General features: G+C 71.2%; 18 protein-coding genes. 11 read left to right on the forward strand and 7 right to left on the reverse strand.

Translation table 11 applies throughout. The features are described 5' to 3' along the window. Positions 1-100: 100 nt before the first annotated feature. Positions 101-1075, forward strand: coding sequence for a complex I NDUFA9 subunit family protein (locus VIL76_RS12825; RefSeq protein WP_332045424.1), 975 nt, complete (start codon positions 101-103; stop codon positions 1073-1075). Here the strand turns inward: VIL76_RS12825 and VIL76_RS12830 are convergent. Next, positions 1072-1875: an undecaprenyl-diphosphate phosphatase gene (locus VIL76_RS12830; RefSeq protein WP_332046497.1), complete on the reverse strand. Its 804-nt coding sequence runs from the start codon at positions 1873-1875 to the stop codon at positions 1072-1074. The genes VIL76_RS12825 and VIL76_RS12830 overlap by 4 nt on opposite strands. A 216-nt stretch (positions 1876-2091) precedes the next feature. On the opposite strand from VIL76_RS12830, the gene VIL76_RS12835 reads away from it, so the two are divergent. Both VIL76_RS12835 and gltB read left to right on the forward strand, forming a co-directional pair. After that, positions 2092-3513: an NAD(P)-dependent oxidoreductase gene (locus VIL76_RS12835; protein WP_332045425.1), complete on the forward strand. Its 1422-nt coding sequence runs from the start codon at positions 2092-2094 to the stop codon at positions 3511-3513. Positions 3514-3518: 5 nt separating this feature from the next. Beyond that, positions 3519-8054, forward strand: coding sequence for a glutamate synthase large subunit (gene gltB, locus VIL76_RS12840; RefSeq protein ID WP_332045426.1), 4536 nt, complete (start codon positions 3519-3521; stop codon positions 8052-8054). A 76-nt stretch (positions 8055-8130) separates the two neighbouring features. Here gltB and VIL76_RS12845 read toward each other — a convergent pair whose 3' ends face one another. After that, positions 8131-9294: a citrate synthase gene (locus VIL76_RS12845; RefSeq protein ID WP_332045427.1), complete on the reverse strand. Its 1164-nt coding sequence runs from the start codon at positions 9292-9294 to the stop codon at positions 8131-8133. 82 nt (positions 9295-9376) lie between these two features. Between VIL76_RS12845 and VIL76_RS12850 the strand changes: the two genes are divergently transcribed. The 5 genes from VIL76_RS12850 to queG all read left to right on the forward strand — a co-directional run bounded on the left by VIL76_RS12850 (position 9377) and on the right by queG (position 13716). Then, the gene (locus VIL76_RS12850) at positions 9377-10462 is read left to right on the forward strand and encodes a citrate synthase/methylcitrate synthase (RefSeq protein WP_332045428.1); all 1086 of its coding nucleotides are present in this window, start codon (positions 9377-9379) and stop codon (positions 10460-10462) included. Positions 10463-10547: 85 nt separating this feature from the next. Further along, positions 10548-10712, forward strand: coding sequence for a hypothetical protein (locus VIL76_RS12855; RefSeq protein ID WP_332045429.1), 165 nt, complete (start codon positions 10548-10550; stop codon positions 10710-10712). Positions 10713-10874: 162 nt separating this feature from the next. Further along, complete coding sequence (locus VIL76_RS12860) at positions 10875-11810, forward strand: cation diffusion facilitator family transporter (protein WP_332045430.1); 936 nt, start codon at positions 10875-10877, stop codon at positions 11808-11810. A 75-nt stretch (positions 11811-11885) separates the two neighbouring features. Further along, positions 11886-12572, forward strand: a complete 687-nt coding sequence (locus VIL76_RS12865) for a glutathione S-transferase family protein (RefSeq protein ID WP_332045431.1) — start codon at positions 11886-11888, stop codon at positions 12570-12572. Then, on the forward strand, positions 12553-13716 hold the full coding sequence (gene queG / locus VIL76_RS12870; RefSeq protein WP_332045432.1) for a tRNA epoxyqueuosine(34) reductase QueG: 1164 nt from the start codon (positions 12553-12555) through the stop codon (positions 13714-13716). The genes VIL76_RS12865 and queG overlap by 20 nt, the downstream gene beginning before the upstream one ends. A 104-nt stretch (positions 13717-13820) precedes the next feature. On the opposite strand, the gene rfbC is transcribed toward queG, so the two are convergent. After that, a complete protein-coding gene (rfbC, locus tag VIL76_RS12875; protein WP_332045433.1) occupies positions 13821-14375 on the reverse strand; it encodes a dTDP-4-dehydrorhamnose 3,5-epimerase in 555 nt (184 codons plus the stop codon). A 62-nt stretch (positions 14376-14437) separates the two neighbouring features. On the opposite strand from rfbC, the gene VIL76_RS12880 reads away from it, so the two are divergent. Continuing rightward, entirely contained in the window at positions 14438-15433 is a 996-nt protein-coding gene (locus tag VIL76_RS12880) for a glycosyltransferase family 2 protein (RefSeq protein WP_332045434.1), read from the forward strand. Here the strand turns inward: VIL76_RS12880 and argE are convergent. Next, on the reverse strand, positions 15393-16565 hold the full coding sequence (argE, locus tag VIL76_RS12885) for an acetylornithine deacetylase (RefSeq protein WP_332046498.1): 1173 nt from the start codon (positions 16563-16565) through the stop codon (positions 15393-15395). The two genes, VIL76_RS12880 and argE, sit on opposite strands and share 41 nt — an antisense overlap. An 80-nt stretch (positions 16566-16645) precedes the next feature. On the opposite strand from argE, the gene VIL76_RS12890 reads away from it, so the two are divergent. Continuing rightward, positions 16646-17518 (forward strand): oxygenase MpaB family protein, encoded by an 873-nt coding sequence (locus tag VIL76_RS12890; protein WP_332045435.1) that lies wholly within the window; start codon positions 16646-16648, stop codon positions 17516-17518. An 86-nt stretch (positions 17519-17604) separates the two neighbouring features. Then, entirely contained in the window at positions 17605-18453 is an 849-nt protein-coding gene (locus VIL76_RS12895; RefSeq protein WP_332045436.1) for a PhzF family phenazine biosynthesis protein, read from the forward strand. Here VIL76_RS12895 and VIL76_RS12900 read toward each other — a convergent pair. Genes VIL76_RS12900 through VIL76_RS12910 form a run of 3 tightly spaced genes read right to left on the reverse strand, consistent with a single transcriptional unit; the run spans position 18450 to position 20832 of the window. Further along, positions 18450-19076 (reverse strand): CoA pyrophosphatase, encoded by a 627-nt coding sequence (locus VIL76_RS12900; protein WP_332045437.1) that lies wholly within the window; start codon positions 19074-19076, stop codon positions 18450-18452. The genes VIL76_RS12895 and VIL76_RS12900 overlap by 4 nt on opposite strands. 13 nt (positions 19077-19089) lie before the next feature. Then, positions 19090-19623 carry an FKBP-type peptidyl-prolyl cis-trans isomerase gene (locus VIL76_RS12905; protein WP_414695432.1) on the reverse strand — a complete coding sequence of 178 codons (534 nt, stop codon included), beginning with the start codon at positions 19621-19623 and terminating at the stop codon, positions 19090-19092. Beyond that, entirely contained in the window at positions 19624-20832 is a 1209-nt protein-coding gene (locus VIL76_RS12910; protein WP_332045438.1) for a threonine ammonia-lyase, read from the reverse strand. Between the last annotated feature and the right edge of the window lie 64 nt (positions 20833-20896).

Genomic DNA, 20896 nt, shown 5'->3' on the forward strand with positions numbered 1-20896 from the left:
CCGTCGGATCGCGCGAGGCGGCTTCCTTAGAGCCCCGGCCCCGTCTGGTCAACGCCGTCGCCGCATTGCGGCGCGGGGCGGCATCGTCTATCGGCAGGCCATGCAAAATCTCGTCACGGTCTTCGGCGGATCCGGCTTCATCGGGACCCATGCGGTGCGGCAGCTCGCCAAGGCCGGCTGGCGGATCCGGGTCGCCGTGCGCAATCCCAACCTCGGCTATCGCATGCGCCTCCTGGGCGACGTGGGCCAGATCGACGTCGTGCAGGCCAACGTCCGCAACGAGGCGTCCATCCGCCGCGCCCTGGAAGGCGCCACGGCCTCGGTGAACCTGGTGGGCGTGCTCTACGAAGGCGGCCGCCAGCGCTTCCAGTCGGTGCACGTCGAGGGCGCCCGCGCGGTCGCCGAAGCCGCCCGCGACCTCGGCGTCACCCGCGTCGTCCAGATGTCGGCCTTGGGCGCCGACGCCGCGTCGGCGTCGAAGTACGCACGGAGCAAGGCCGAGGGCGAGCAGACCGTACAGGCTGTCTATCCGGACGCAGTGATCGTGCGGCCGTCGTTCGTGTTCGGTCCCGAGGACCAGTTCTTCAACAAGTTCGCCTTCATGGCGGCCTTCAGCCCGGTCCTGCCGCTGATGGGCGGGGGCAGGACCCGAATGCAGCCGGTGTTCGTGGGCGACGTCGGCAAGGCGCTGGCCCGGCTGGTGACCCTGCCGGACGCGGCCGGGACCTACGAGCTCGGCGGGCCCGCGACGATCACCTTCCGCGAGATGCTGGAGATGACCCTGGCCGAGACCGGCCGGCGGCGCCTGCTCCTGCCGCTTCCGTGGCCCGCGGCGGAAATGCTCGGAACGCTGGGCGACCTCGCCGCCATGGTCCTGCCGCCGCCGATCACCACCGACCAGGTCCGGATGCTGCGCGCCGACAATGTGGTGAGCGGCGCCTACCCCGGCCTCGAGGACCTGGGGATCACGCCGACCAGCCTGGAGTCGGTGCTGCCGAGCTACCTCTACCGCTACCGCCGCGGGGGCCAGTACGCCGACCAGGAAGCGCGCGCCCTCGCCGGCGGCGTCCGCTAGGCGAAGTTCAGCAGCGCCAGGCCGACCACCCCGATCGCGATCCGCAGCCAGCCGAACGGGGCGAAGCCGCGGCGGGTGACGATGGCCAGCATGGCCTTGATCACCACGATGGCCACCACGAAGGCGGTCACGAAGCCGATGGCCAGCAACTCCAGCCGGCCGCTGGCCATGAGCTGGTCCTTGCTCTCGAGGGCGTCGAGCACGAAGGCCCCCATCATGGTCGGGATCGCCAGGAAGAAGGTGAACTCCGCCGCCGCCCGCTTCTCCACCCGCATCAGCATGGCGCCCACGATGGTCGATCCCGACCGCGAGGTCCCGGGGATCATCGACAGCACCTGGAAGAGGCCGATGGCCAGCGCCGTCCGGTAGGTGAGCTTCGTCGGGTCGTCCTGGGTGGGCGCCGGGGCCATGCGGTCGATCAGCAGCAGCACCACGCCGCCGATGATCAGCGAGATGCACTGCACCGTCGGATTGTCGAACAGCACGCCCTTGATGAAGTCGTGCAGCAGGAGCCCGAGCACCACCGAAGGGATGAAGGCGATCAGCACCGTCAGCGCGAAGTGCCGGCTCTCCGGCCGCGTGGGCAAGGTGATCAGGGCGCCCCAGAGCTTCTGGAAGTAGAGCACCACCACCGCCAGGATCGCGCCCAGCTGGATCATCACCGCGAAGGTGTTCCAGAAGGGGTCCGTCAGCCCCATGCCATGCTTCGCCAGCAGCATCATCCCCGTGGACGAGACCGGGATGAACTCCGTCAGCCCCTCGATGACCCCAAGGATGACGGCATAGGCCCAGTCCGGCAGCACGGCGCACTCCAAGCAAATCGGCAGGGGGGAAGAGGGGCGGCACTATGGTGAACATGGGGTTCATCTCAAAATTGGACTATCTTCTGAGACATTGATGCGGCACAGCCGCCAAACCGCCGTCCGGCTGAGCTTTGTAGTCCAGTTTGTGGATGATCGGCTTTCCTGAGGCGCGAACGGGCCCTACATGGGCCGCTCCTGTCGGGGAGCCGCCTCATGGCCGAGCGCATGCTGAAGTTCGTCACCACGCCTAGGGCGACCCCGCCCAAGCGGGATGCCGGCGCGCGCACCGGCGACTTCCACGAAATCTACGCCGAGTTCATCGACCAGAAGGCCGCCGAGCAGGCCTCCCGCTGCTCCCAGTGCGGCGTGCCGTTCTGTCAGACCCACTGTCCGCTGCACAACAACATCCCCGACTGGCTGCGGATGACCGCCGCCGGCCGGCTGGAGGAGGCCTACCGGCTCAGCCAGGCCACCAATTCGATGCCCGAGATCTGCGGCCGCATCTGCCCGCAGGACCGGCTGTGCGAAGGCAACTGCGTCATCGAGCAGTCCGGCCACGGCACGGTGACGATCGGCGCGGTGGAGAAGTACCTCACGGACAAGGCCTGGGAAGAAGGCTGGGTCCAGCCGCTCGTGGCCGGTCCCGACCGCGGCCGCAGCGTCGGCGTCGTCGGCGCGGGCCCTGCCGGCCTCGCCGCGGCCGAGCGCCTGCGTGAGCTGGGCTACGCCGTCACCGTCTACGACCGCCACGACCGCCCCGGCGGCTTGCTGATCTACGGCATCCCGGGCTTCAAGCTGGAGAAGGACGTCGTCGAGCGCCGCACCACGCGCTTGGCCGACGGCGGCATCGCCTTCCGCCTGAACTTCGAGGTCGGCCGCGACGCCACCCTCGCCGAGCTGCGGCAGAAGCACGACGCCGTCCTCGTCGCCACCGGCGTCTACAAAGCCCGCGAACTGGAGGCGCCGGGCGCCGGCTCCCAAGGCGTGGTCCCCGCCCTCGACTACCTGGTCGCGTCGAACCGCACCGCCTTCGGCGAGCCCCTGCCCGCCGGCCTCGACGCCGCCGGCAAGCACGTCGTGGTGGTGGGCGGCGGCGACACCGCCATGGACTGCGTCCGCACCGCCGTCCGCCAGGGCGCCGCCAGCGTCACCTGCCTCTATCGCCGCGACCGCGCCAACATGCCGGGCTCGGTGCGCGAGGTGGCGCATGCCGAGGAAGAGGGCGTGATCTTCGAATGGCTGGCCGCGCCGCGCGCCGTCACGGGCGATGCGCTCGCCGCCGCCGGCGTCGTGGCCGCCCGCATGCGGCTCGGCCCGCCCGACGCCACCGGCCGCCAGGCGCCGGAGGAGGTGGAAGGCGCCGACTTCGAGCTGAAGGCCGACCTGGTCATCAAGGCGCTCGGCTTCGATCCGGAGTTCTCCGCCCCCGGCCTCGACACCACGCGCTGGGGCACGGTGAAGGCCGACTTCCGCAACATGCAGACCTCGATCCCGGGCGTCTTCGCCGCCGGCGACATCGTGCGCGGCGCCAGCCTCGTCGTCTGGGCCATCCGCGACGGCCGCGACGCGGCTGAAGCCATCCACCGCTACTGCCAGGCCCACGCCAGCGCCGACGCGCTCATGGCCGCGGAGTGAGAGCCATGAACGACGTCTCCCTCTACCGGAAGAACCGCCAGGCGCTGATCGCGGGCCACGCCTACGATCCAGACAGCGAGCGCGACGCATGCGGCGTGGGCCTCGTCTGCGCCATCGACGGCAAGCCGCGCCGCGAAGTCGTCGAGCTCGCCATCCGCGCGCTGAAGGCCGTCTGGCACCGCGGCGCCGTCGACGCCGACGGCAAGACCGGCGACGGCGCGGGCGTGCTGGTCTCGGTGCCCCGCGACTTCTTCGCCGCCCACGTGGAGCGGATCGGGCACCAGGTGCGCCCCGGCCCGATCGCCGTGGGCCAGGTCTTCCTGCCGCGCACCGATCTCGCCGCCCAGGAGGCGTGCCGCACCATCGTCGAGGCCGAGGCCCTGCGCTTCGGCTTCTACATCTACGGCTGGCGCCAGGTGCCCACCGACACCTCGGTGATCGGCGAGAAGGCCAACGCCACCCGCCCCGAGATCGAGCAGATCATGCTCTCCCCGCCGAAGGGCCTGGAGGGCGAGGCGCTGGAGCGCGCGCTGTTCCTGTGCCGCAAGCGGATCGAGCGCCAGGTCGCCGCCGCCAACATCCAGCATTTCTACATCTGCAGCCTCTCGGCCCGCTCCCTGATCTACAAGGGCATGTTCCTGGCCGAGCACATCGACGCCTTCTACCCCGACCTGCAGGACCCCCGGTTCACGGCCGCGGTGGCGGTGTTCCACCAGCGCTACTCCACCAACACCTTCCCCGAATGGCGCCTCGCGCAGCCCTTCCGGATGCTGGCCCACAACGGCGAGATCAACACGCTCAAGGGCAACCGCAACTGGATGAAGAGCCATGAGATCCGCATGGCCGCGGGCGCCTTCGGCGACTACCAGGAGGACGTGAAGCCGGTGATCCAGCCGGGCGGCTCGGACAGCGCCGCCCTGGACAACACCTTCGAGGTGCTGGTGCGCGCCGGCCGCGACGCCCCCATGGCCAAGACCCTGCTGATGCCCGAGGCGTGGAACGCGCGCACCCAGGAGCAGATCAAGCCCGCGCACCGCGCCCTCTACGCCTACTGCAACGCGGTGATGGAGCCCTGGGACGGCCCGGCCGCCGTCTGCGGCACCGACGGCCGTTGGGTCGTCGCCGGCAAGGACCGCAACGGCCTGCGCCCCATGCGCGTGGCCTACACCGACGACGGCCTGCTGATCGTGGGCTCCGAGGCCGGCATGTGCCGGATCGAGGAGAGCCGCATCGTCCGCAAGGCGCACGTCTCGCCCGGCCGCATGCTCGCCGTCGACCTGGCCGAGGGCTGCCTCTACGGCGAGGACCAGATCATCGACCGGCTCGCCGCCCAGCACCCCTACGACCGCTGGCTCGGCAACATGGTCGAGCTGGAGGAGCGCATCGGCCCAGGCTCGGAAGACCGCCTGTTTGGCCGCGAGGAGCTGGTCCGCCGCCAGGTCGCCGCCGGCATGAGCCTGGAGGACCTCGAGCTGATCCTCGCCCCCATGGTGGAGGACGGCAAGGAAGCGGTCGGCTCCATGGGCGACGACACCCCGCTGGCGGTGCTGTCCGCCGAGTACCGTCCGCTGAGCCACTTCTTCCGGCAGAACTTCAGCCAGGTGACCAACCCGCCGATCGACTCCCTGCGCGAGACGGCGGTGATGAGCCTGAAGACCCGCTTCAAGAACCTCGGCAACATCCTCGCCGAGGACGAGACCCAGACCGACGTCTTCGTCCTCGACAGCCCCGTCCTCACCACCGGCATGTACGCGCGGCTGGTCGAGGCGATCGGCGAGAAGAACGTCGCCGTCGTCGACTGCACCATGCCGCTCCCGGCCGCCGAGGCCCGGGCCGGCGATGCGCTGCGCGCCAACCTCGACCGCATCCGCATGGAGGCCGAGGACGCGGCGCTGCGCGGCTGCTCAACCATCGTGCTGTCGGACGTGAACACCGCCCAGGACCGCGTCGCCCTGCCGATGATCCTGGCCACGGGCGGCGTGCACGCCTGGCTCGTGGCCAAGGGCCTGCGGTCCTACGTCTCGCTCGTCGTCCGCTCGGCCGAGTGCCTGGACACCCACTACTTCGCCGTCCTGGTGGGCGTCGGCGCCACCGCCGTGAACGCTTACCTGGCCCAGGAGAGCTTCCTCGACCGCCAGGACCGCGGCCTGACCGGCGAGCTCAGCCTTCGCGACCTCTGCCTGAACTACAAGACCGCGATCGAGGCGGGGCTGCTGAAGATCATCGCCAAGATGGGCATCTCGGTCATCGCATCCTACCGCGGCGGCCTGAACTTCGAGGCCGTCGGCCTGTCCCGCAGTCTCGTCGCCGAGTTCTTCCCGGGCATGCCTTCGCGCATCTCCGGAATCGGCCTGGCCGGCCTGGAAGCCAAGGCCGTCGAACTGCACCGCCGCGCCTGGAATCCGGCCGCCCTCTCCATCCCCGTCGGCGGCTTCTACAAGGCCCGCCGCGCGGGCGAGGCGCACGCCTTCGAGGCGCGCATGATCCACACGCTGCAGACCGCCTGCGACCGCGGCGACTACCAGGTCTACAAACGCTTCTCCGAGGGCATGCGGAAGCTGCCCGCCATCCAGCTGCGCGACCTCCTCGACATCCGTGCGGACGGCAAGCCCGTCGCCATCGACGAGGTCGAGAGCGTCAACGAGATCCGCAAGCGCTTCGTCACCCCCGGCATGAGCCTGGGCGCGCTGTCCCCCGAAGCGCACGGCGTGCTCAACATCGCCATGAACCGGATCGGCGCGAAGAGCGTCTCCGGCGAGGGCGGCGAGGACCGCGCCCGCTACAAGCCGCTGCCCAACGGCGACAACCCCAACTCGGCGGTGAAGCAGATCGCGTCCGGCCGGTTCGGCGTCACCGCCGAATACCTGAACCAGTGCCGCGAGATCGAGATCAAGGTCAGCCAGGGCGCCAAGCCCGGCGAAGGCGGCCAGCTGCCCGGCTTCAAGGTCACCGAGCTGATCGCGAAGCTGCGCCACGCCACCCCCGGCGTGACCCTGATCTCACCCCCGCCGCACCACGACATCTATTCCATCGAGGACCTGGCCCAGCTCATCTACGACCTGAAGCAGATCAATCCCGACGCGCGGGTGACCGTGAAGCTGGTGGCCATGACCGGCATCGGCGCGATCGCGGCGGGCGTCGCCAAAGCAAAAGCAGACGTCATCCTGATCTCCGGCAACGTCGGCGGGACCGGCGCCTCGCCCCAGACCTCGATCAAGTACGCCGGCGGACCGTGGGAGATGGGCCTCTCGGAAGCCAACCAGGTCCTGACGCTCAACAACCTGCGCCACTCCGTGCGCCTGCGCACCGACGGCGGCATCCGCACCGGCCGCGACGTGGTGATCGCCGCCATGCTGGGCGCCGAGGAGTTCGGCATCGGCACCGCCAGCCTGATCGCCATGGGCTGCATCATGGTGCGCCAATGCCACTCCAACACCTGCCCGGTGGGGGTCTGCACCCAGGACGATGCGCTGCGCGCCAAGTTCTCCGGCAGCCCGGAGAAGGTGATCAACCTCTTCACCTTCATCGCCGAGGAAGTCCGCGAGATCCTGAGCCAGCTAGGCCTGCGCTCGCTCGAGGAGGCGGTCGGCCGCACCGACCTGCTCATGCAGGTCTCCCGCGGCGGCGAGCACCTCGACGACCTCGACCTCAACCCGCTGCTGGTGAAGGCGGACCCGGGCCTCAACAAGCCCTACTGCACCGTCGTGGGCCGCAACGAGGTGCCCGACACCCTCGACGCCCAGATCGTGCGCGACGCGGCGCCCGTCTTCGAACGCGGCGAGAAGATGCAGCTCACCTACACGGTGGCCTCCACCCAGCGTTCGATCGGGACCCGGACCAGCTCGCACATCGTGCGCAAGTTCGGCATGGACGGGCTCGCGGCCGGCCACCTGACCGTCCAGCTCAAGGGCTCGGCCGGCCAGAGCCTCGGCGCCTTCGCCGTCCAGGGCCTGCGCATCGAGCTCACCGGCGAGGCCAACGACTATGTCGGCAAGGGCCTCTCCGGCGCCACCATCGCCATCCGCCCCTCGCCGCACCTGGCCCGGCCGCAGGCCAACGCCCTGATCGGTAACACCGTCCTCTACGGCGCTACCTCGGGCCGCCTGTTCGCCGCCGGCCTGGCCGGTGAACGCTTCGCCGTGCGCAACTCCGGCGCGGTGACGGTGGTCGAAGGCTGCGGCGCCAACGGCCTGGAGTACATGACCGGCGGGACGGCCGTGATCCTCGGCCCCGTCGGCTTCAACTTCGCCGCCGGCATGACCGGCGGCATGGCCTTCGTCCACGACCCGACCGACGGCCTGCACCGCGCGCTGAACAAGGACAGCGTGGTCACCTGCCGGGTCTCGTCCGCCCACTGGCAGGCGGTCCTGCGCGACCTCGTCGAGGAACACGCCCGCGAGACCGGCTCGGCCCTGGCCGACGACCTCCTCCGCGACTGGGACCGCGCCCTCGGCCAGTTCTGGCAGGTCTGCCCCAAGGAAATGGTCGGCCGCCTCGACCATGCCCTTGAAGCCGAAGAAGCCGTGCACCTGCGGGCCTGACACCCCCGCTCTCCCCCTCCCGCCTGCGGCGGGCTCTCCCTCTCCCGGCGCTGCCGCGCCGAGAGAGGGACTCCGGTCAGGCGAACTCCGGCTCCGGCCCCACGTACCGCGCCCGCGGGCGGATCAGCGTATCCGCCTGCCCCTGCTCGATTGCATGGGCGATCCATCCGGCGCACCGGGCCACCCCAAACAGCGCGAACGGCGCGTCTGGCGGGAGCTTCAACGCCTCGCACGCCGACATCAACGCGAAGTCCACGTTCGGCGTCAGCCCCGCGACCTCGTGCGCCGCCTTGCGCAGCGCGGCGAGTTCCTTCGGCGGCCGGAAGCGGCCGAGCAGCGCGTCCGCCCGCGGGTCCCCGTCCGGGTAGAGCGGGTGCCCGAACCCCGGCAGCGCGCGGTCGTCGGCCAGCCGCCGCGCCACCGCCTCGTGCGCCCCGGCCTGCCCCGCCTCGGCCGCGAACGCCCGGACCGCCGCCGTCGCCCCGCCGTGCCTCGGCCCCGACAGCGTGGCGATCCCCGCCAGGCAAGCCGCCGACAGCGAAGCCCCCGTCGACGCCGCCACCCGCGCCGCGAAAGCCGAGGCGTTCAGCTCGTGGTCGGCCACCAGCACCAGGATCCGCCGGATCAGGTCGGCGCCCGGACCGCCCGGCCCCTGTCCCCAGGCCAGCGCCAGCCGGTTGTGGATCGCGCCCCCGCCCACCTCGCCGGCCACCGCGTCCGTCAGCACGTCCAGCAGGGTCGCGGCCTCCACCGCCAGCGCCAGCGGATTGCGCCCGCGCGCCGGCGCATCCACCGCCGCCCGCGCCGCCAGCGCCACGAACGCCCGCTCGCGCATGTCACGCGCCTCCGGCGGCTTCGGCCGGTCGGTGCGCTTCAGCGCCGCCCCATGGCCGCCGCGCAGCAGCCGCGCCACGGACTCCAGCGTCTCGGTCTCGGCAAGCTTGATGGCGTCCCGGCCGCGGTAGAACAGCCGCCCGCCCGCCACCGTGGTGATCTGGCTTTCCAGCACCGGCTCGCCCCAGGCGATGGCGCCCGCGGCCACCTCGGCGAGCTTGCGGCTGCGCGACTTGCGCTGCCGCAGGGCCGCGATGTCCTCGGCGCGATAAAGGCTGCGCCGCGGGTCGCCGGGGTCCGGCCGCACCCGCACCCGCCCGCGGCTCACATAGGCGTAGAGCGTCTGCGGCCGCACGCCGAGCCGTTCACGGGCCTCTTCGGCCGCAATCCATTCCGCAGCAGGCATTTACATTGATCATGTTGATCAAGATTGACGACACGAGCTTGGCGGCAAATCTCTCACTGCGCAAGTTCGATGGAGGTTCGAAATGTCCGATGGCCTTGAAGGCGTCGTCGCCGCCGATACCGTGCTCTCCGAAGTGGACGGCCAGGCCGGCCGCCTGATCATCCGCGGCCACGACCTCGACGAGCTCGCCGGCCGCGCCCGCTACGAGGACGTCCTGCGCCTGCTCTGGGACGGCTTCTTCGACGACCTCCCGACGGACCTGACGCCGGCGCTCGCCGCCGCCCGCGCCGAGGTGTTCGCCGAGGTGGCGGCCCTCGACACCGGCCTCCTCGACCGCACACCTATCGAGGCCATGCGGGCGCTCACCGCCCGCCTCGCGGACGGGGACGAGCTGGAGGTGGCGCTCCGCCTCACCGCCGCCCCGGCCGTCTTCACCGCCGCCGTCGTACGCGCTCAGTCCGGCGAGGCGCCCATCCGCCCGGATCCCGGGCTTTCCCACGCCGCCGACATCCTGCGCATGGTCCGCGGCGCCCCGGCCGGCCGCGCCGAGGTCACCGGCCTCGACACCTACCTGGTCACCGTCAGCGACCACGGCCTCAACGCCTCGACCTTCGCCGCCCGCGTGATCGCCTCCACCCGCGCCGGCCTGGCGTCGGCGGTGCTGGGCGGGATCAGCGCGCTGAAGGGCCCGCTGCACGGCGGCGCGCCCGGCCCGGTGATCGACATGCTCGACGAGATTGGCCGCCCCGAGAACGCGCGCGCCTGGATCGAGGAGGCCATGGACCGCGGCGACCGGCTGATGGGCTTCGGCCATCGCGTCTACAAGGTCCGCGACCCCCGCGCCGACGCGCTCAAGGCCGCCGTGCGCCGCCTGCTCGACGCCTCCAACCTTCCCCCTGGCCGGCTGGAGTTCGCCGAGGCGGTCGAGGCCTCGGTCCTGGCGATCCTCAAGGAGCGCAAGCCCAACCGCTCCCTCGACACCAACGTCGAGTTCTACACGGCCCTGCTGCTGGAAGCCCTCGGCCTGCCGCCGTCCGCCTTCACCTGCGTCTTCGCCATGGGCCGGGTCGGCGGCTGGATCGCGCATGCCCGCGAGCAGCTCGTCGGCGGCCGCCTCATCCGCCCGGCGTCGCGCTACATCGGCCCGATGCCGCTGCAGGCGGCCTAAGCGCCACCCTCAAACTACGTACTTTCCCCGAATACCGCAGACCGCCCCGCGGGCCCAAGAATCGAGGTCCGAAAGGGGGCCGCGTATGCGTCTGATCAAGTTCCTCTACTTCTTCCCCGGAGACCGGCTCGCCGACGTGCTCGGCGCGACCGACGAGCACGAGCGTGGGCTGCTGCGGCAGCTGGCCAACTCGATCATTTGGATCACGCTCGCCGCCGTCGTCTTCATGGCCGCCGTCGCGGCGCAGTAGCTTTCCCTCCCGTGATGGGGAGGGACAGCGCGCCCACGGCGCGCAGGGTGAGGAAGTGTGGGCCGGAGTGAGGCGTGGGGGCTTGATCCCAACTCCCTCACCCGGGCCGCTGCGCGGCCTATCCCTCCCCATCAAGGGAGGGAAACGCTACCCTCCGCCCCAATGACTGCCCTCCCCGGCAAATCCCCCGCCGAGACCGCCGCGCTGACCCGCCGCGTCACCCTGCTCTCCGTCGCCGTCGCGACCATCCTCGTCGCTATCAAGGCGGCCGCCTGGCTGGCCTCCGGCTCCACGGCCCTGCTGGCCTCGCTCGCCGACTCCGGTCTGGACCTCATCGCCTCGCTCGCCACCTTCTGGGCCGTCCGCTACGCCGCCGCCCCGCCCGACGCCGAGCACCGCTTCGGCCACGGCAAGGCCGAGGCGTTCGCAAGCCTCGTCCAGGCCGGCCTGGTCTTCGCGTCGGCCGCCCTCATCGCCCGCGAAGCCGTGGGCGACCTTCTCTCGCCCCACCCGCTGCGCGAGGGTGGCTGGGCCATCGCGGTGATGCTGGTCTCCACCGCCCTGACCATGCTGCTGATCACCGCCCAGACCCGCGTCCTGCGCCAGACCGCCTCCGTCGCGGTCTCCGGCGATCGCGCCCACTACGCTTCGGACCTGGCCTCCAACATCGTGGCTCTGATCGGCATCGCCGCGTCAGCCTGGCTGGGGGTCAACGGCCTCGACGCCGCCGCCGCGGTCGTGATCGCCGCCCTGCTGCTCTGGGGCGCCGTGGGCGTGTTCCGCGAGGCCTCGAACCAGCTCATGGACCACGAGCTTCCCGACGAGGACCGCGCCCGCATCGTCCAGCTGACGACCGCCGACCGGCGCCTCACCGACGTCCACCAGCTGCGCACCCGCGCGTCCGGCCCCTACGTCCACATCCAGATGCACGTCGACCTCGATCCCGACCTCACCCTGGAGGCTGCCCATGAGGTGATCGTCGCCGCCGAGAAGCGCCTGCTCGGGGCCTTCCCGCAGGCCGACATCCTGATCCACGCCGACCCCCGCGGCCGGGCCGAGCCGCACGGCGGCGCGTTCGCCGAAAGCCCGGCAGAGTAAACGCACCCTTAAAGGTCTCAGGCGCTTGGTGGCCGCAATCGATTCCCCTAGCCTGCAAGGTCCGCGGCAGCCGACATGAGCCTCGAGCGCACCCTGCACCACTTCCCCCTCGACCCGGCCTCGCGCCAGGTGCGCCTCGCCATGGGCGAGAAGCGGCTGGCCTTCACCGAGGTGGCGGTGAAGTACTGGGAGCGGCCGAAGGACTTCATCCGGCTAAACCCGTCCGGCATGACCCCGGTGCTGGTGGAGAGCGAGGGCGACGCCCGCCTGGTGCTCTGCGAGAGCCGCGCGATCCTCGACCATCTGGAGGAGGTCAACCCCGAGCCGCCGCTGCTAGGCCGCGGCCCCGCTGAGCGCGCCGAGGCCCGCCGGCTGATGCAGTGGTTCGACCGCAAGTTCGACTTCGAGGTCGGCGGCTTCCTGCTGCACGAGAAGATGGAGAAGCGGCTGCTGGGCCTGGGCGCGCCGGAGTTCGCCAACCTGCGCCAGGGCCGCGAAGCGCTGAAGAACCACCTGTTCTACGTCGAGGCCCTGCTTGCCGACCGCGACTGGCTGGCCGGCAAGCGCCTGTCGCTGGCCGATTTCGCCGCCGCCGCCCACCTCAGTGTGATCGACTATTTCGGCGACGTGCCCTGGGCGGACTTCCCGCAGGCCAAGACCTGGTACATGAAGCTGAAATCCCGGCCGTGTTTCCGGCCGCTGCTGACGGATCGCTGGCCGGGCCTGACGCCTGCGCCGCATTATGACGACCTCGACTTCTGACACGCCAAGAGAGACTTGGGCCGACCTGATCCGCGCTGAGGCCCATGCCCTCGGCTTCGACCTCTGCCGCTTCACCGACATCGACGAGGCCTGGCCCGCGGCCGCCCGCCTGGCCGAGTTCCTCGACGCCGGTCGCCACGGCGAGATGGGCTGGATGGCGGAGACCCGCGAGCGCCGCGCCCACGCGCGGGCCATGTGGACGGAGGCGAAGAGCGCCGTGGTCCTGGGCGTGAACTACGGCCCCGCGCACGACCCGCTGGCGGTGCTGAAGCAGCCCGACCGCGGCGCCATCAGCGTCTACGCCCAGGGCGACGACTACCACGAGCTGATCAAGAAGAAGCTCAAGGCGCTGGCCCGCTGGATCCAGGCGAGGTTCGGCGGCGAGGTGAAGGTGTTCGTCGACACCGCGCCCCTGCTGGAGAAGCCGCTGGCCGAGCGCGCCGGCCTGGGCTGGCAGGGCCGCCACACCAACCTGGTCAGCCGGGAGTTCGGCTCCTGGCTCTTCCTGGGCTCGGTCCTGACCACGCTGGAGATCGCCCCCGACGCCCCGGAGCCGGTCCACTGCGGCTCCTGCACCGCCTGCCTGGACGTCTGCCCGACGAACGCCTTTCCGGCGCCCTTCCAGCTCGATGCGCGCCGGTGCATCTCCTACCTGACCATCGAGCTGAAAGGGGCGATCCCGGCCGAGTTCCGGCCGATGCTCGGCAACCGCATCTACGGCTGCGACGACTGCCTGGCGGTCTGCCCCTGGAACAAGTTCGCCGCGGCGGCCCGGGAACAGAAGCTGGCCGCCCGCGAGGCCCTGAAGGCGCCCGCGCTGGCCGAACTGTCCCGCCTGGACGACACCGCTTTCCGCGCCCTGTTCGCCAAGAGCCCGGTGAAGCGCATCGGCCGCGACCGCTTCGTCCGCAACGTGCTCTACGCCATCGGCAATTCCGGCGACCCGGCCCTCGCCCCCCAAGCCGAGCGCCTCCTCGGGGATCCTTCGCCCCTGGTCCGCGGCGCCGCCGTCTGGGCGCTGTCGCGCCTTCTGCAACCCGAAGCCTTCGCAGCGCTGCGCGCGGCCCAGCCGGAGACCGACCCGGACGTCCTCGCCGAATGGAACTCAGGCTTGCTTTCTTTTGGGGCGTTTGAGGCTGTCTGATACACTCACGAGAGGTTCTTCTCATTGTGTATCATGGACTTAGTCCACTCCGAGAGTTGTCGCGCTCGGTGCTTCAAATAGCCCTGCCACGTAATGTGACATGCCTAGAACTCGACCGGTCCCAGGTCCTTCAGCCGCGGCAGCACCCGGTCCTTGTCCGACAGCACCGGCTCGCCCTCCAGCGGCCAGGGCAGCGCCAGATCGGGGTCGTTCCAGAGCACCCCGCCCTCGCGGTCCGGCGCATAGAGGCCGTCGACCTTGTAGGCCAGCATGGTGTCGTCCTCGAGCGTGACGTAGCCGTGGGCGAAGCCGCGGGGGATGAAGATCTGCTCGCCGCCGTCGGCGGTCAGCGTCGCCGCCGCCCACTGGCCATAGGTCGGCGACCCTGGCCGGACGTCGACGCCCACATCCCAGATCGCGCCCTTCAGCACCCGTACCAGCTTCGCCTGCGGATGGGGGGCCTTCTGGAAGTGCAGGCCGCGCAGCGTACCCTTCCTGGCGTTGAAGGCCTGGTTGTCCTGCACGAAGTCGGCCGCGACGCCGGCCTCGTCGAAGACGCGCTTGCTCCAGGTCTCCGTGAACCAGCCGCGCGCATCGCCATGGCGCTTGGGCGTGATAAGCAGGACCTCGGCGAGGGCGAGCGGCGTGATCGTGGTCATGTCGACTCGAAGGTTCGGAGTTGAGCCGTCGGATGGCCCGCGCGGGCGCAAAAGACAAGACCGTGAGCGTCGTCGTGGTGGCCTACGAGAGCGGGCCGCTGCTGCGCGACTGCCTGGCCAGCCTGAAGGCCCAGACAGTCGCCGCCGAGGTGATCCTCGTCGACAACGCCTCCACAGACGGCGCCGCCGAGGCCGCCGCCAAGGCGGACCCTTCGGTCGTCTTCATCCGCAACGCGGAGAACCTCGGCTTCGCCGCCGCCGTGAACCAGGGCGCCCGCGCGGCCGAGGGCCGTTGGCTCGCCCTGCTCAACCCCGACGCCATGGCTGAGCCGGACTGGCTGGAGAAGCTGTTGGCAGCCGCCGCCGACAACCCCGCCGTGAAGAGCTTCGGCTGCCGCCAATTGCTGGCCGAGGACACCAGCCGCCTGGACGGCCTCGGCGACGTCATGGCCGCCGCCGGCTTCCCCTTCCGCGGCGGCTATCTCCAACCGGACCCCGGCCCGATGGCCGCGGGCGAAGCCTTCTCCGCCTGTGGCGGCGCCATGCTGATCGACCGGGCCCTGTTCCTGGAGATGGGCGGCTTCGACGAGCGGCTGTTCTGCTACTGCGAAGACGTCGACCTAGGCTACCGGCTGCGCCTGCGCGGCGAGCCGACGCTCATCGTCCCCGACGCCGTCGTCCGCCACGTGGGCGGCACGGCCTCCGGCGGTCCCCGTTCCGACTTCGCGGTCTTCCACGGCACCCGCAACCGCCTCTGGATCTTCGTGAAGGACACCCCGCCGGTGCTCTTCTGGCTCACCCTTCCGGTGCACCTGCTGGCGACGGCGCTGCTCTTCGCCCGCCACGCCACCCGTGGTGAGCTGGCCTCCCCGTGGCGCGGCTTCAAGGCGGGGCTGAAGGACCTGCACATCGCGCTTGACGCCCGCCGCGAGGCGCAGGCTCAGCGGAAGGTGGGCTCGCTCGAGATCGCGCGCGCCATGACCTGGAACCCGCTGGACCTGTTCGGCCGGCGCGTGGTCATTCGCCCGCGGCGGCCCACTCGACCAGCCGGCGCATGAAGGCCGCGCCGCGCTCCATCTGGGAGATGTCGACGTACTCATCCGGCTGGTGAGCCTGCTCGATGGAGCCGGGCCCGCAGATCACCGTCGAGAACCCGCCCCGCTGGAACTGCCCGGCCTCCGCGGCGAACGCCACCACGCGTGCGGGGCCGTTGTCGCCGGCCAGCCGCCGCGCGAACGCCTCGGCGACGCCGCCCGGCTCCGGCGCGAACGGCGGCACGTCGGTGCGCTTCTCGATTGTAGCCCCCGCCTCCGGCGCCCGTGCCTTCAGCGCCTCGTCGAGCGCCCGCACGTGCTCGTATAACGGCGCCAGCACCGCCTCCGGATCGAACCCCGGCGGGCAGCGCAGATCGAAGGTGAACCGGCACTCCCGCGCCAGGATGTTGTGCGCCGTCCCGCCGTTCAGCAGGCCGATCGTCAGCGTGGCGCCCTTCGGCGTGAACGGGCTGGCCGGATCGGCCTCGCGGTCCAGCCGCTCGGCCAGCTCGCGCAGCGCGGCCATCAGCGGGATCGCCTCCATCACTGCCGAGACCCCCAGGTGCGGCAGGCTCGAGTGCCCCTCGCGGCCGGTCACCGTGACGTTGAAGGTGGCGATGCCCTTGTGGCCGTTCACCGCCTCCATGCCGGTCGGTTCGCCCACGACGACCAGCGCCGGCCTCGGCAGCTCGCGGCCGATGATCTCGATCATCCGCGGCGCGCCCAGGCAGCCGATCTCCTCGTCGTAGGAGAAGGCCAGGTGCACCGGCTTCTTCAGGTGCGCGCCCGCCAGGTCGGGCGCGGCGGCCAGCGCCAGCGCCAGGAACCCCTTCATGTCGCAGGTCCCCCGCCCGTAGAGCCGCCCGTCCCGTTCCGTGAGCACGAACGGATCCGACGACCACGGCTGTCCGTCCACCGGGACCACGTCGGTGTGGCCGGAGAGCACGACGCCGCCGGCCTCCGCCGGGCCGATGGAGGCGATCAGGTTCGACTTGCTCCCGTCCTCGTTCGGAACCCGCCGGTGCGGCACGCCCAGCCCATCGAGGTAGCCCTCCACCCATTCGATCAGCGGCAGGTTCGAACCGCGGGAGGTGGTGTCGAACGAGACCAGGGTCGACAGGATCTCGATCGCGGCGGGGGCGAGGTCGCGGGCCATGGGCGAGGCATAGCCCCGGACCGACGGCGGAACCAGTGCGCGGGCTTCCGGATCGCTGCGCACCCCCTATGTTCCAGCGCATGCCCTCCCTCCGCCACGCGATCGTGCTGCAGGTCCGCCAGCTCATGGGCGGGACCGGCGACGACACGGTCGAGCGCAACCGGCGCGACACCGGCCTCTTCGGTCCCGGCAGCGCCTGCTGGAAGGTGCACGGGGACCTCGCCGGCATGATGGTTGGCGGGATCACGGCCCTGCTCCTGCAGATGCTGCACCCCGCCGCCCTCGCCGGCGTCTGGGACCACTCGAACTTCCGGCACGACATGTCCGGCCGCCTGAAGCGCACCGCCCGGTTCATCGCGGGGACGACCTACGGCGACAGGACCGAGGCGCAGGGTCTGATCGATCGCGTCCGCGCCATCCACCGCCGCGTCGCGGGGACCCTGCCCGACGGGACGCCCTATTCCGCCGACGACCCGGACCTGCTGACCTGGGTCCACGTGGCCGAGGTGAGCTCGTTCCTGGCCGGCTACCTCCGCTACGTTGACCCAGCGTTCCCGGCCGCGGAGCAGGACCGCTACTACCGGGAGACCGCGGAGATCGCGCGGCGGCTCGGCGCGACGAACGTGCCGCAGAGCCGGGCCGAGGTGGCGGCCTACCTGGACGCCATGCGCCCGCAACTGCGCTACGACCACCGGACCCGCGAGGTGGTCCAGGCGCTCTTCGCCGAACGGCCGCCGACCGCCGCGGCCGGGCCCGCGATGGCCGCAGCCTTCGACGCCGCAAAGGACCTGCTGCCCCAGTGGGCGGCCGACCTGCACGGTTTCCGGCTCTCCGCGGCGCGCCGCGCCGTCGCGCGGGCCGGCGTCCGGAGCCTCGGCCGCATGTTGCGCTGGGCGCTGGTCAACAACGCCGAGGCCCGGGCGCGGCGGCGTGCGGTGGAACTGGCCGCCTAGGCCAGGTGGCGCGGCCCCACGGCTGCGCTACAAGTCGTGCGTCACGGGTGGGGCCGTGGCGAAGCCCTCATCCGGAGACCGCAGCCATGAGCCATCCCTGCCAGCTGGTCGACGTGTTCGGCCTCGCCCACTTCTCGGGCAATCCGGTCGCGGTGTTCGCGAACGCCGACGGCCTCGAGACCGAGGCGATGCAGCAGATCACCCGCTGGATGAACCTGTCGGAGAGCACGTTCCTGCTGCGCCCGACCAGTCCGGACGCCGACTACCGCGTGCGCATCTTCACCCTGGACCGCGAGCTGCCGTTTGCCGGGCATCCGACGCTGGGCACCTGCCACGCCTGGCTCGAAGCGGGGGGCAAGCCACGCCATGCGGACCTCATCGTGCAGGAGTGCGCGGTCGGCCTGGTCGCCATCACCCGCGACGCCGGCCAGCTCGCCTTCGCCGCCCCGCCGCTCGTGCGCTCCGACGCCCTGAGTCCTGGCGAGGTCGCCGAGATCGCCAACGTCCTGCGCATCGACCCGAGCGAGATCGTCGACAGCGCGTGGGTCGACAACGGCCCCGGCTGGCGTGGCGTGATGCTGAAGTCCGCCGAGGCGGTTCTCGCCCTGGAGCCGGACCGCTCGCACACCGGCCGCATAGAGATCGGGGTGATCGGCCCCCACGCGGGCGGCGACGTCGACTATGAGGTCCGCGCCTTCTTCACCGACCAGTTCGGCGGCATGCTGGAGGACCCGGTGACCGGCAGCCTGAACGCCTCCCTCGCGCAATGGCTGTTCGCGTCAGGCCGCGCCAGGGGCAGCTACGTCGCCGCCCAGGGCGCCCGCCTCGGCCGCACCGGCCGGGTGCGCCTGCGGCAGGACGCCAACGGGCAGGTCTGGGTGAGCGGGCGGACCGTGAGCCTGATCACGGGCCAGGCGCCCGACCTGCGGCTCTAGCGCCAGGCGAAGACCGGCTGTTCCAAGTCGGCCACGCGCGTGACGCGCCCCAACGTCAGTTCGCGGAACTGGTAGACCACGGCGGCCGTGGGCGCGTGGATGTCGTGCTCGCCGAGCTTCAGCCGGATCACCGGCCGCGGGCTCTCCGGGATCGTCTCGAACTCGACCGCCCCGTCCTGGGCCATCCGGTCGAGACGGAAGCGGTGAACCGAAGCGACCTCGTGCGGGTTGGGCCGCAGGTCGCGCGCATCGTCCAGCCAAGCGACCACCGGCGCCACGGCGTAGCCCGAGCGCGTCGGGTAGTCGTCGAGGACGCCCAGGATGTGGTCGGGCGCAAGCCTCAACCCCAGCTCCTCGTGAAGCTCGCGCAGGGCGGCCTGCTCCAGGGTCTCGCCCGGATCGCACCGGCCGCCGGGCAGGGCCCACTGCCCGGCGTGGGCCCGGAGCGTGGTGGCGCGCCGGGTGAGGAGGAAAGCGGTCTCGCCCGAGCCATCGTCGGTCTCGGTCAGCACGATCGCGACGGCGGCAGGCTTCAAGCCGTGGCCGTCGTGCGGCGAGCGCGGGAAGGCGCGGCACGCGGCGGCGAGGCTCTCGCGGGTGGCGTCGGTGAAGGGGAAGGTCATCGGCAGGGGGCGATCACCCCTGCTGGACCCGTCCCGGCCGCGGCAGGAGGTCGATGAGCTCGATGCGGAAGACGAGCACCGCATTGGGGCCAATGGGACCGCCGGGCGTACCTTCGGCGCCGTACCCCTGCGCCGGCGGGACGTAGAGGATCCATTCGTCGCCGGCGCGCATCTGGGGCAGCGCTTTCTCCCAGGCCGGGATCAGCTGGCGCAGCTCCATGGCGGCGGGCTGGCCGCGGTCGTAGGAGCTGTCGAACACCGTCCCGTCGATCAGCTTGCCCTCGTAGTGGACCTTGATCTCGTCGCCGAGCTGCGGCTTCAGCCCGGTCGTGGGGCCGGAGCGGACCACCTTGTAGAGGATGCCGTCGCTGAGCGGCTTCACGCCCGGCTCCTTGGCCGTCTTCTCCAGGAAGGCCTTGCCCTCCGGCGTGGGCTCGGACGCCTGTGCCGTGGCTTCGGGCGCCTTTGCGTCGGCCTTGCCGCCGGCCTTCTGGCAGGACCCGAGGCTGGTCGCGGCCAGCGCGATGACGAAGAGGCGGAACAGCATTCAGATAGCCCTCGGCGGATAGCCGCGGTCGCGCAGCGCGTCCATGATCTCCTGGGTGTGCTGGGCGTCGCGGGTCTCGATCATGATGTCGAACTCCGCGCCCTTGGCCGGCACGTCCAGGGCCAGGCGGTTGTGCGCCACCTCGATGATGTTGGCGCCCATCTGGGCGATCACCGCCGAGACGGTGGCCAGCAGACCGGGGCGGTCGTCGCCGACGATGCGCAGGCTGACCAGCCGCTGCTCGCGCACCAGCTCGCGCGTGAGCACGCTGGCCAGCAGGCGGGTGTCGATGTTGCCGCCGGTGATCACCAGGCCGCACTTCTTGCCGCGGAACTTGGACGGATAGGCCAGCAGCGCGGCGAGGGCCGCGGCGCCCGCGCCCTCGGTCACGGTCTTCTCGACGTTGCAGTAGAGCGCAACGGCGCGCTCGAAGTAGGGCTCCTCGATGAGCAGCACCTCGTCGATCAGCGGCCGGGCGATGGCGTAGGTGAGCTCGCCCACCTCCTTCACCGCGATGCCTTCGGCGATGGTGGAGGCCCCCAGGTTCTTGGCCGTGCGCACGCCGCGCATCTTGGCCGTGAAGGAGGGGAACATGGCGGGCTCCAGGCCCACGATGCGGATGTCCTTGTTCACGTGCTTGGCGGCCGTGGCCATGCCGGCGATGAGTCCGCCGCCGCCGATCGGCACGGGGAGGACCTCCAGGTCGGGGACCTCCTCCAGCATCTCCAGCGCGACCGTCCCCTGGCCGGCCATGACGTCCAGGTCGTCGAAGGGGTGGACGAAGGTCAGCTCGCGCTCGTCGCAGAGCTTGCGGGCCGTGGCCGAGGCGTCGTCGTAGCCGTCGCCGTCGATCACCACCTCCGCGCCGTGGGCGCGGGTCTGCTGCACCTTCACGAACGGGGTGGTCTTGGGCATGACGATGGTGACCGGCACGCCGAGCCGGGCCGCATGGTAGGCGAGGCCCTGGCTGTGGTTGCCGGCGGACGCGGCGATCACGCCCCGCTTGCGGGCGTTCTCCCCCAGCTGCATCAGCTTGTTCAGCGCGCCCCGCTCCTTGTAGGCGGCGGTGAACTGCAGGTTCTCGAACTTCACCCAGACCTCGGCCCCCGTGATCTCCGAGAGCGTCTTGGAATGGCGGCACGGGGTGCGCTCGATCTGGCCCTGCAACCGCTCCTTGGCGGCTAGGATGTCGTCGAAGGCCAGGGTCATACGGTGGGGCGGGGTCCGGTCGAAAGGCCGGGCAACCTAGCGGCGGCATGCGCCTCCCGCAATG

It is taken from the genome of Phenylobacterium sp. (genome assembly GCF_036563285.1).
Classification (GTDB): domain Bacteria; phylum Pseudomonadota; class Alphaproteobacteria; order Caulobacterales; family Caulobacteraceae; genus Phenylobacterium.

Bases quoted from the DNA above. Each gene is read 5' to 3' on its own strand.
- VIL76_RS12860 (WP_332045430.1), top strand. From the start codon at position 10,875: ATGACTGCCCTCCCCGGCAAATCCCCCGCCGAGACCGCCGCGCTGACC.
- VIL76_RS12835 (WP_332045425.1), top strand. From the start codon at position 2,092: ATGGCCGAGCGCATGCTGAAGTTCGTCACCACGCCTAGGGCGACCCCG.
- argE (WP_332046498.1), bottom strand. From the start codon at position 16,565: ATGGCCCGCGACCTCGCCCCCGCCGCGATCGAGATCCTGTCGACCCTG.
- VIL76_RS12845 (WP_332045427.1), bottom strand. From the start codon at position 9,294: ATGCCTGCTGCGGAATGGATTGCGGCCGAAGAGGCCCGTGAACGGCTC.
- gltB (WP_332045426.1), top strand. From the start codon at position 3,519: ATGAACGACGTCTCCCTCTACCGGAAGAACCGCCAGGCGCTGATCGCG.
- VIL76_RS12905 (WP_414695432.1), bottom strand. From the start codon at position 19,623: ATGCTGTTCCGCCTCTTCGTCATCGCGCTGGCCGCGACCAGCCTCGGG.
- VIL76_RS12855 (WP_332045429.1), top strand. From the start codon at position 10,548: ATGCGTCTGATCAAGTTCCTCTACTTCTTCCCCGGAGACCGGCTCGCC.
- VIL76_RS12865 (WP_332045431.1), top strand. From the start codon at position 11,886: ATGAGCCTCGAGCGCACCCTGCACCACTTCCCCCTCGACCCGGCCTCG.
- VIL76_RS12895 (WP_332045436.1), top strand. From the start codon at position 17,605: ATGAGCCATCCCTGCCAGCTGGTCGACGTGTTCGGCCTCGCCCACTTC.
- queG (WP_332045432.1), top strand. From the start codon at position 12,553: ATGACGACCTCGACTTCTGACACGCCAAGAGAGACTTGGGCCGACCTG.
- VIL76_RS12900 (WP_332045437.1), bottom strand. From the start codon at position 19,076: ATGACCTTCCCCTTCACCGACGCCACCCGCGAGAGCCTCGCCGCCGCG.
- VIL76_RS12890 (WP_332045435.1), top strand. From the start codon at position 16,646: ATGCCCTCCCTCCGCCACGCGATCGTGCTGCAGGTCCGCCAGCTCATG.
- VIL76_RS12825 (WP_332045424.1), top strand. From the start codon at position 101: ATGCAAAATCTCGTCACGGTCTTCGGCGGATCCGGCTTCATCGGGACC.
- VIL76_RS12910 (WP_332045438.1), bottom strand. From the start codon at position 20,832: ATGACCCTGGCCTTCGACGACATCCTAGCCGCCAAGGAGCGGTTGCAG.
- rfbC (WP_332045433.1), bottom strand. From the start codon at position 14,375: ATGACCACGATCACGCCGCTCGCCCTCGCCGAGGTCCTGCTTATCACG.
- VIL76_RS12850 (WP_332045428.1), top strand. From the start codon at position 9,377: ATGTCCGATGGCCTTGAAGGCGTCGTCGCCGCCGATACCGTGCTCTCC.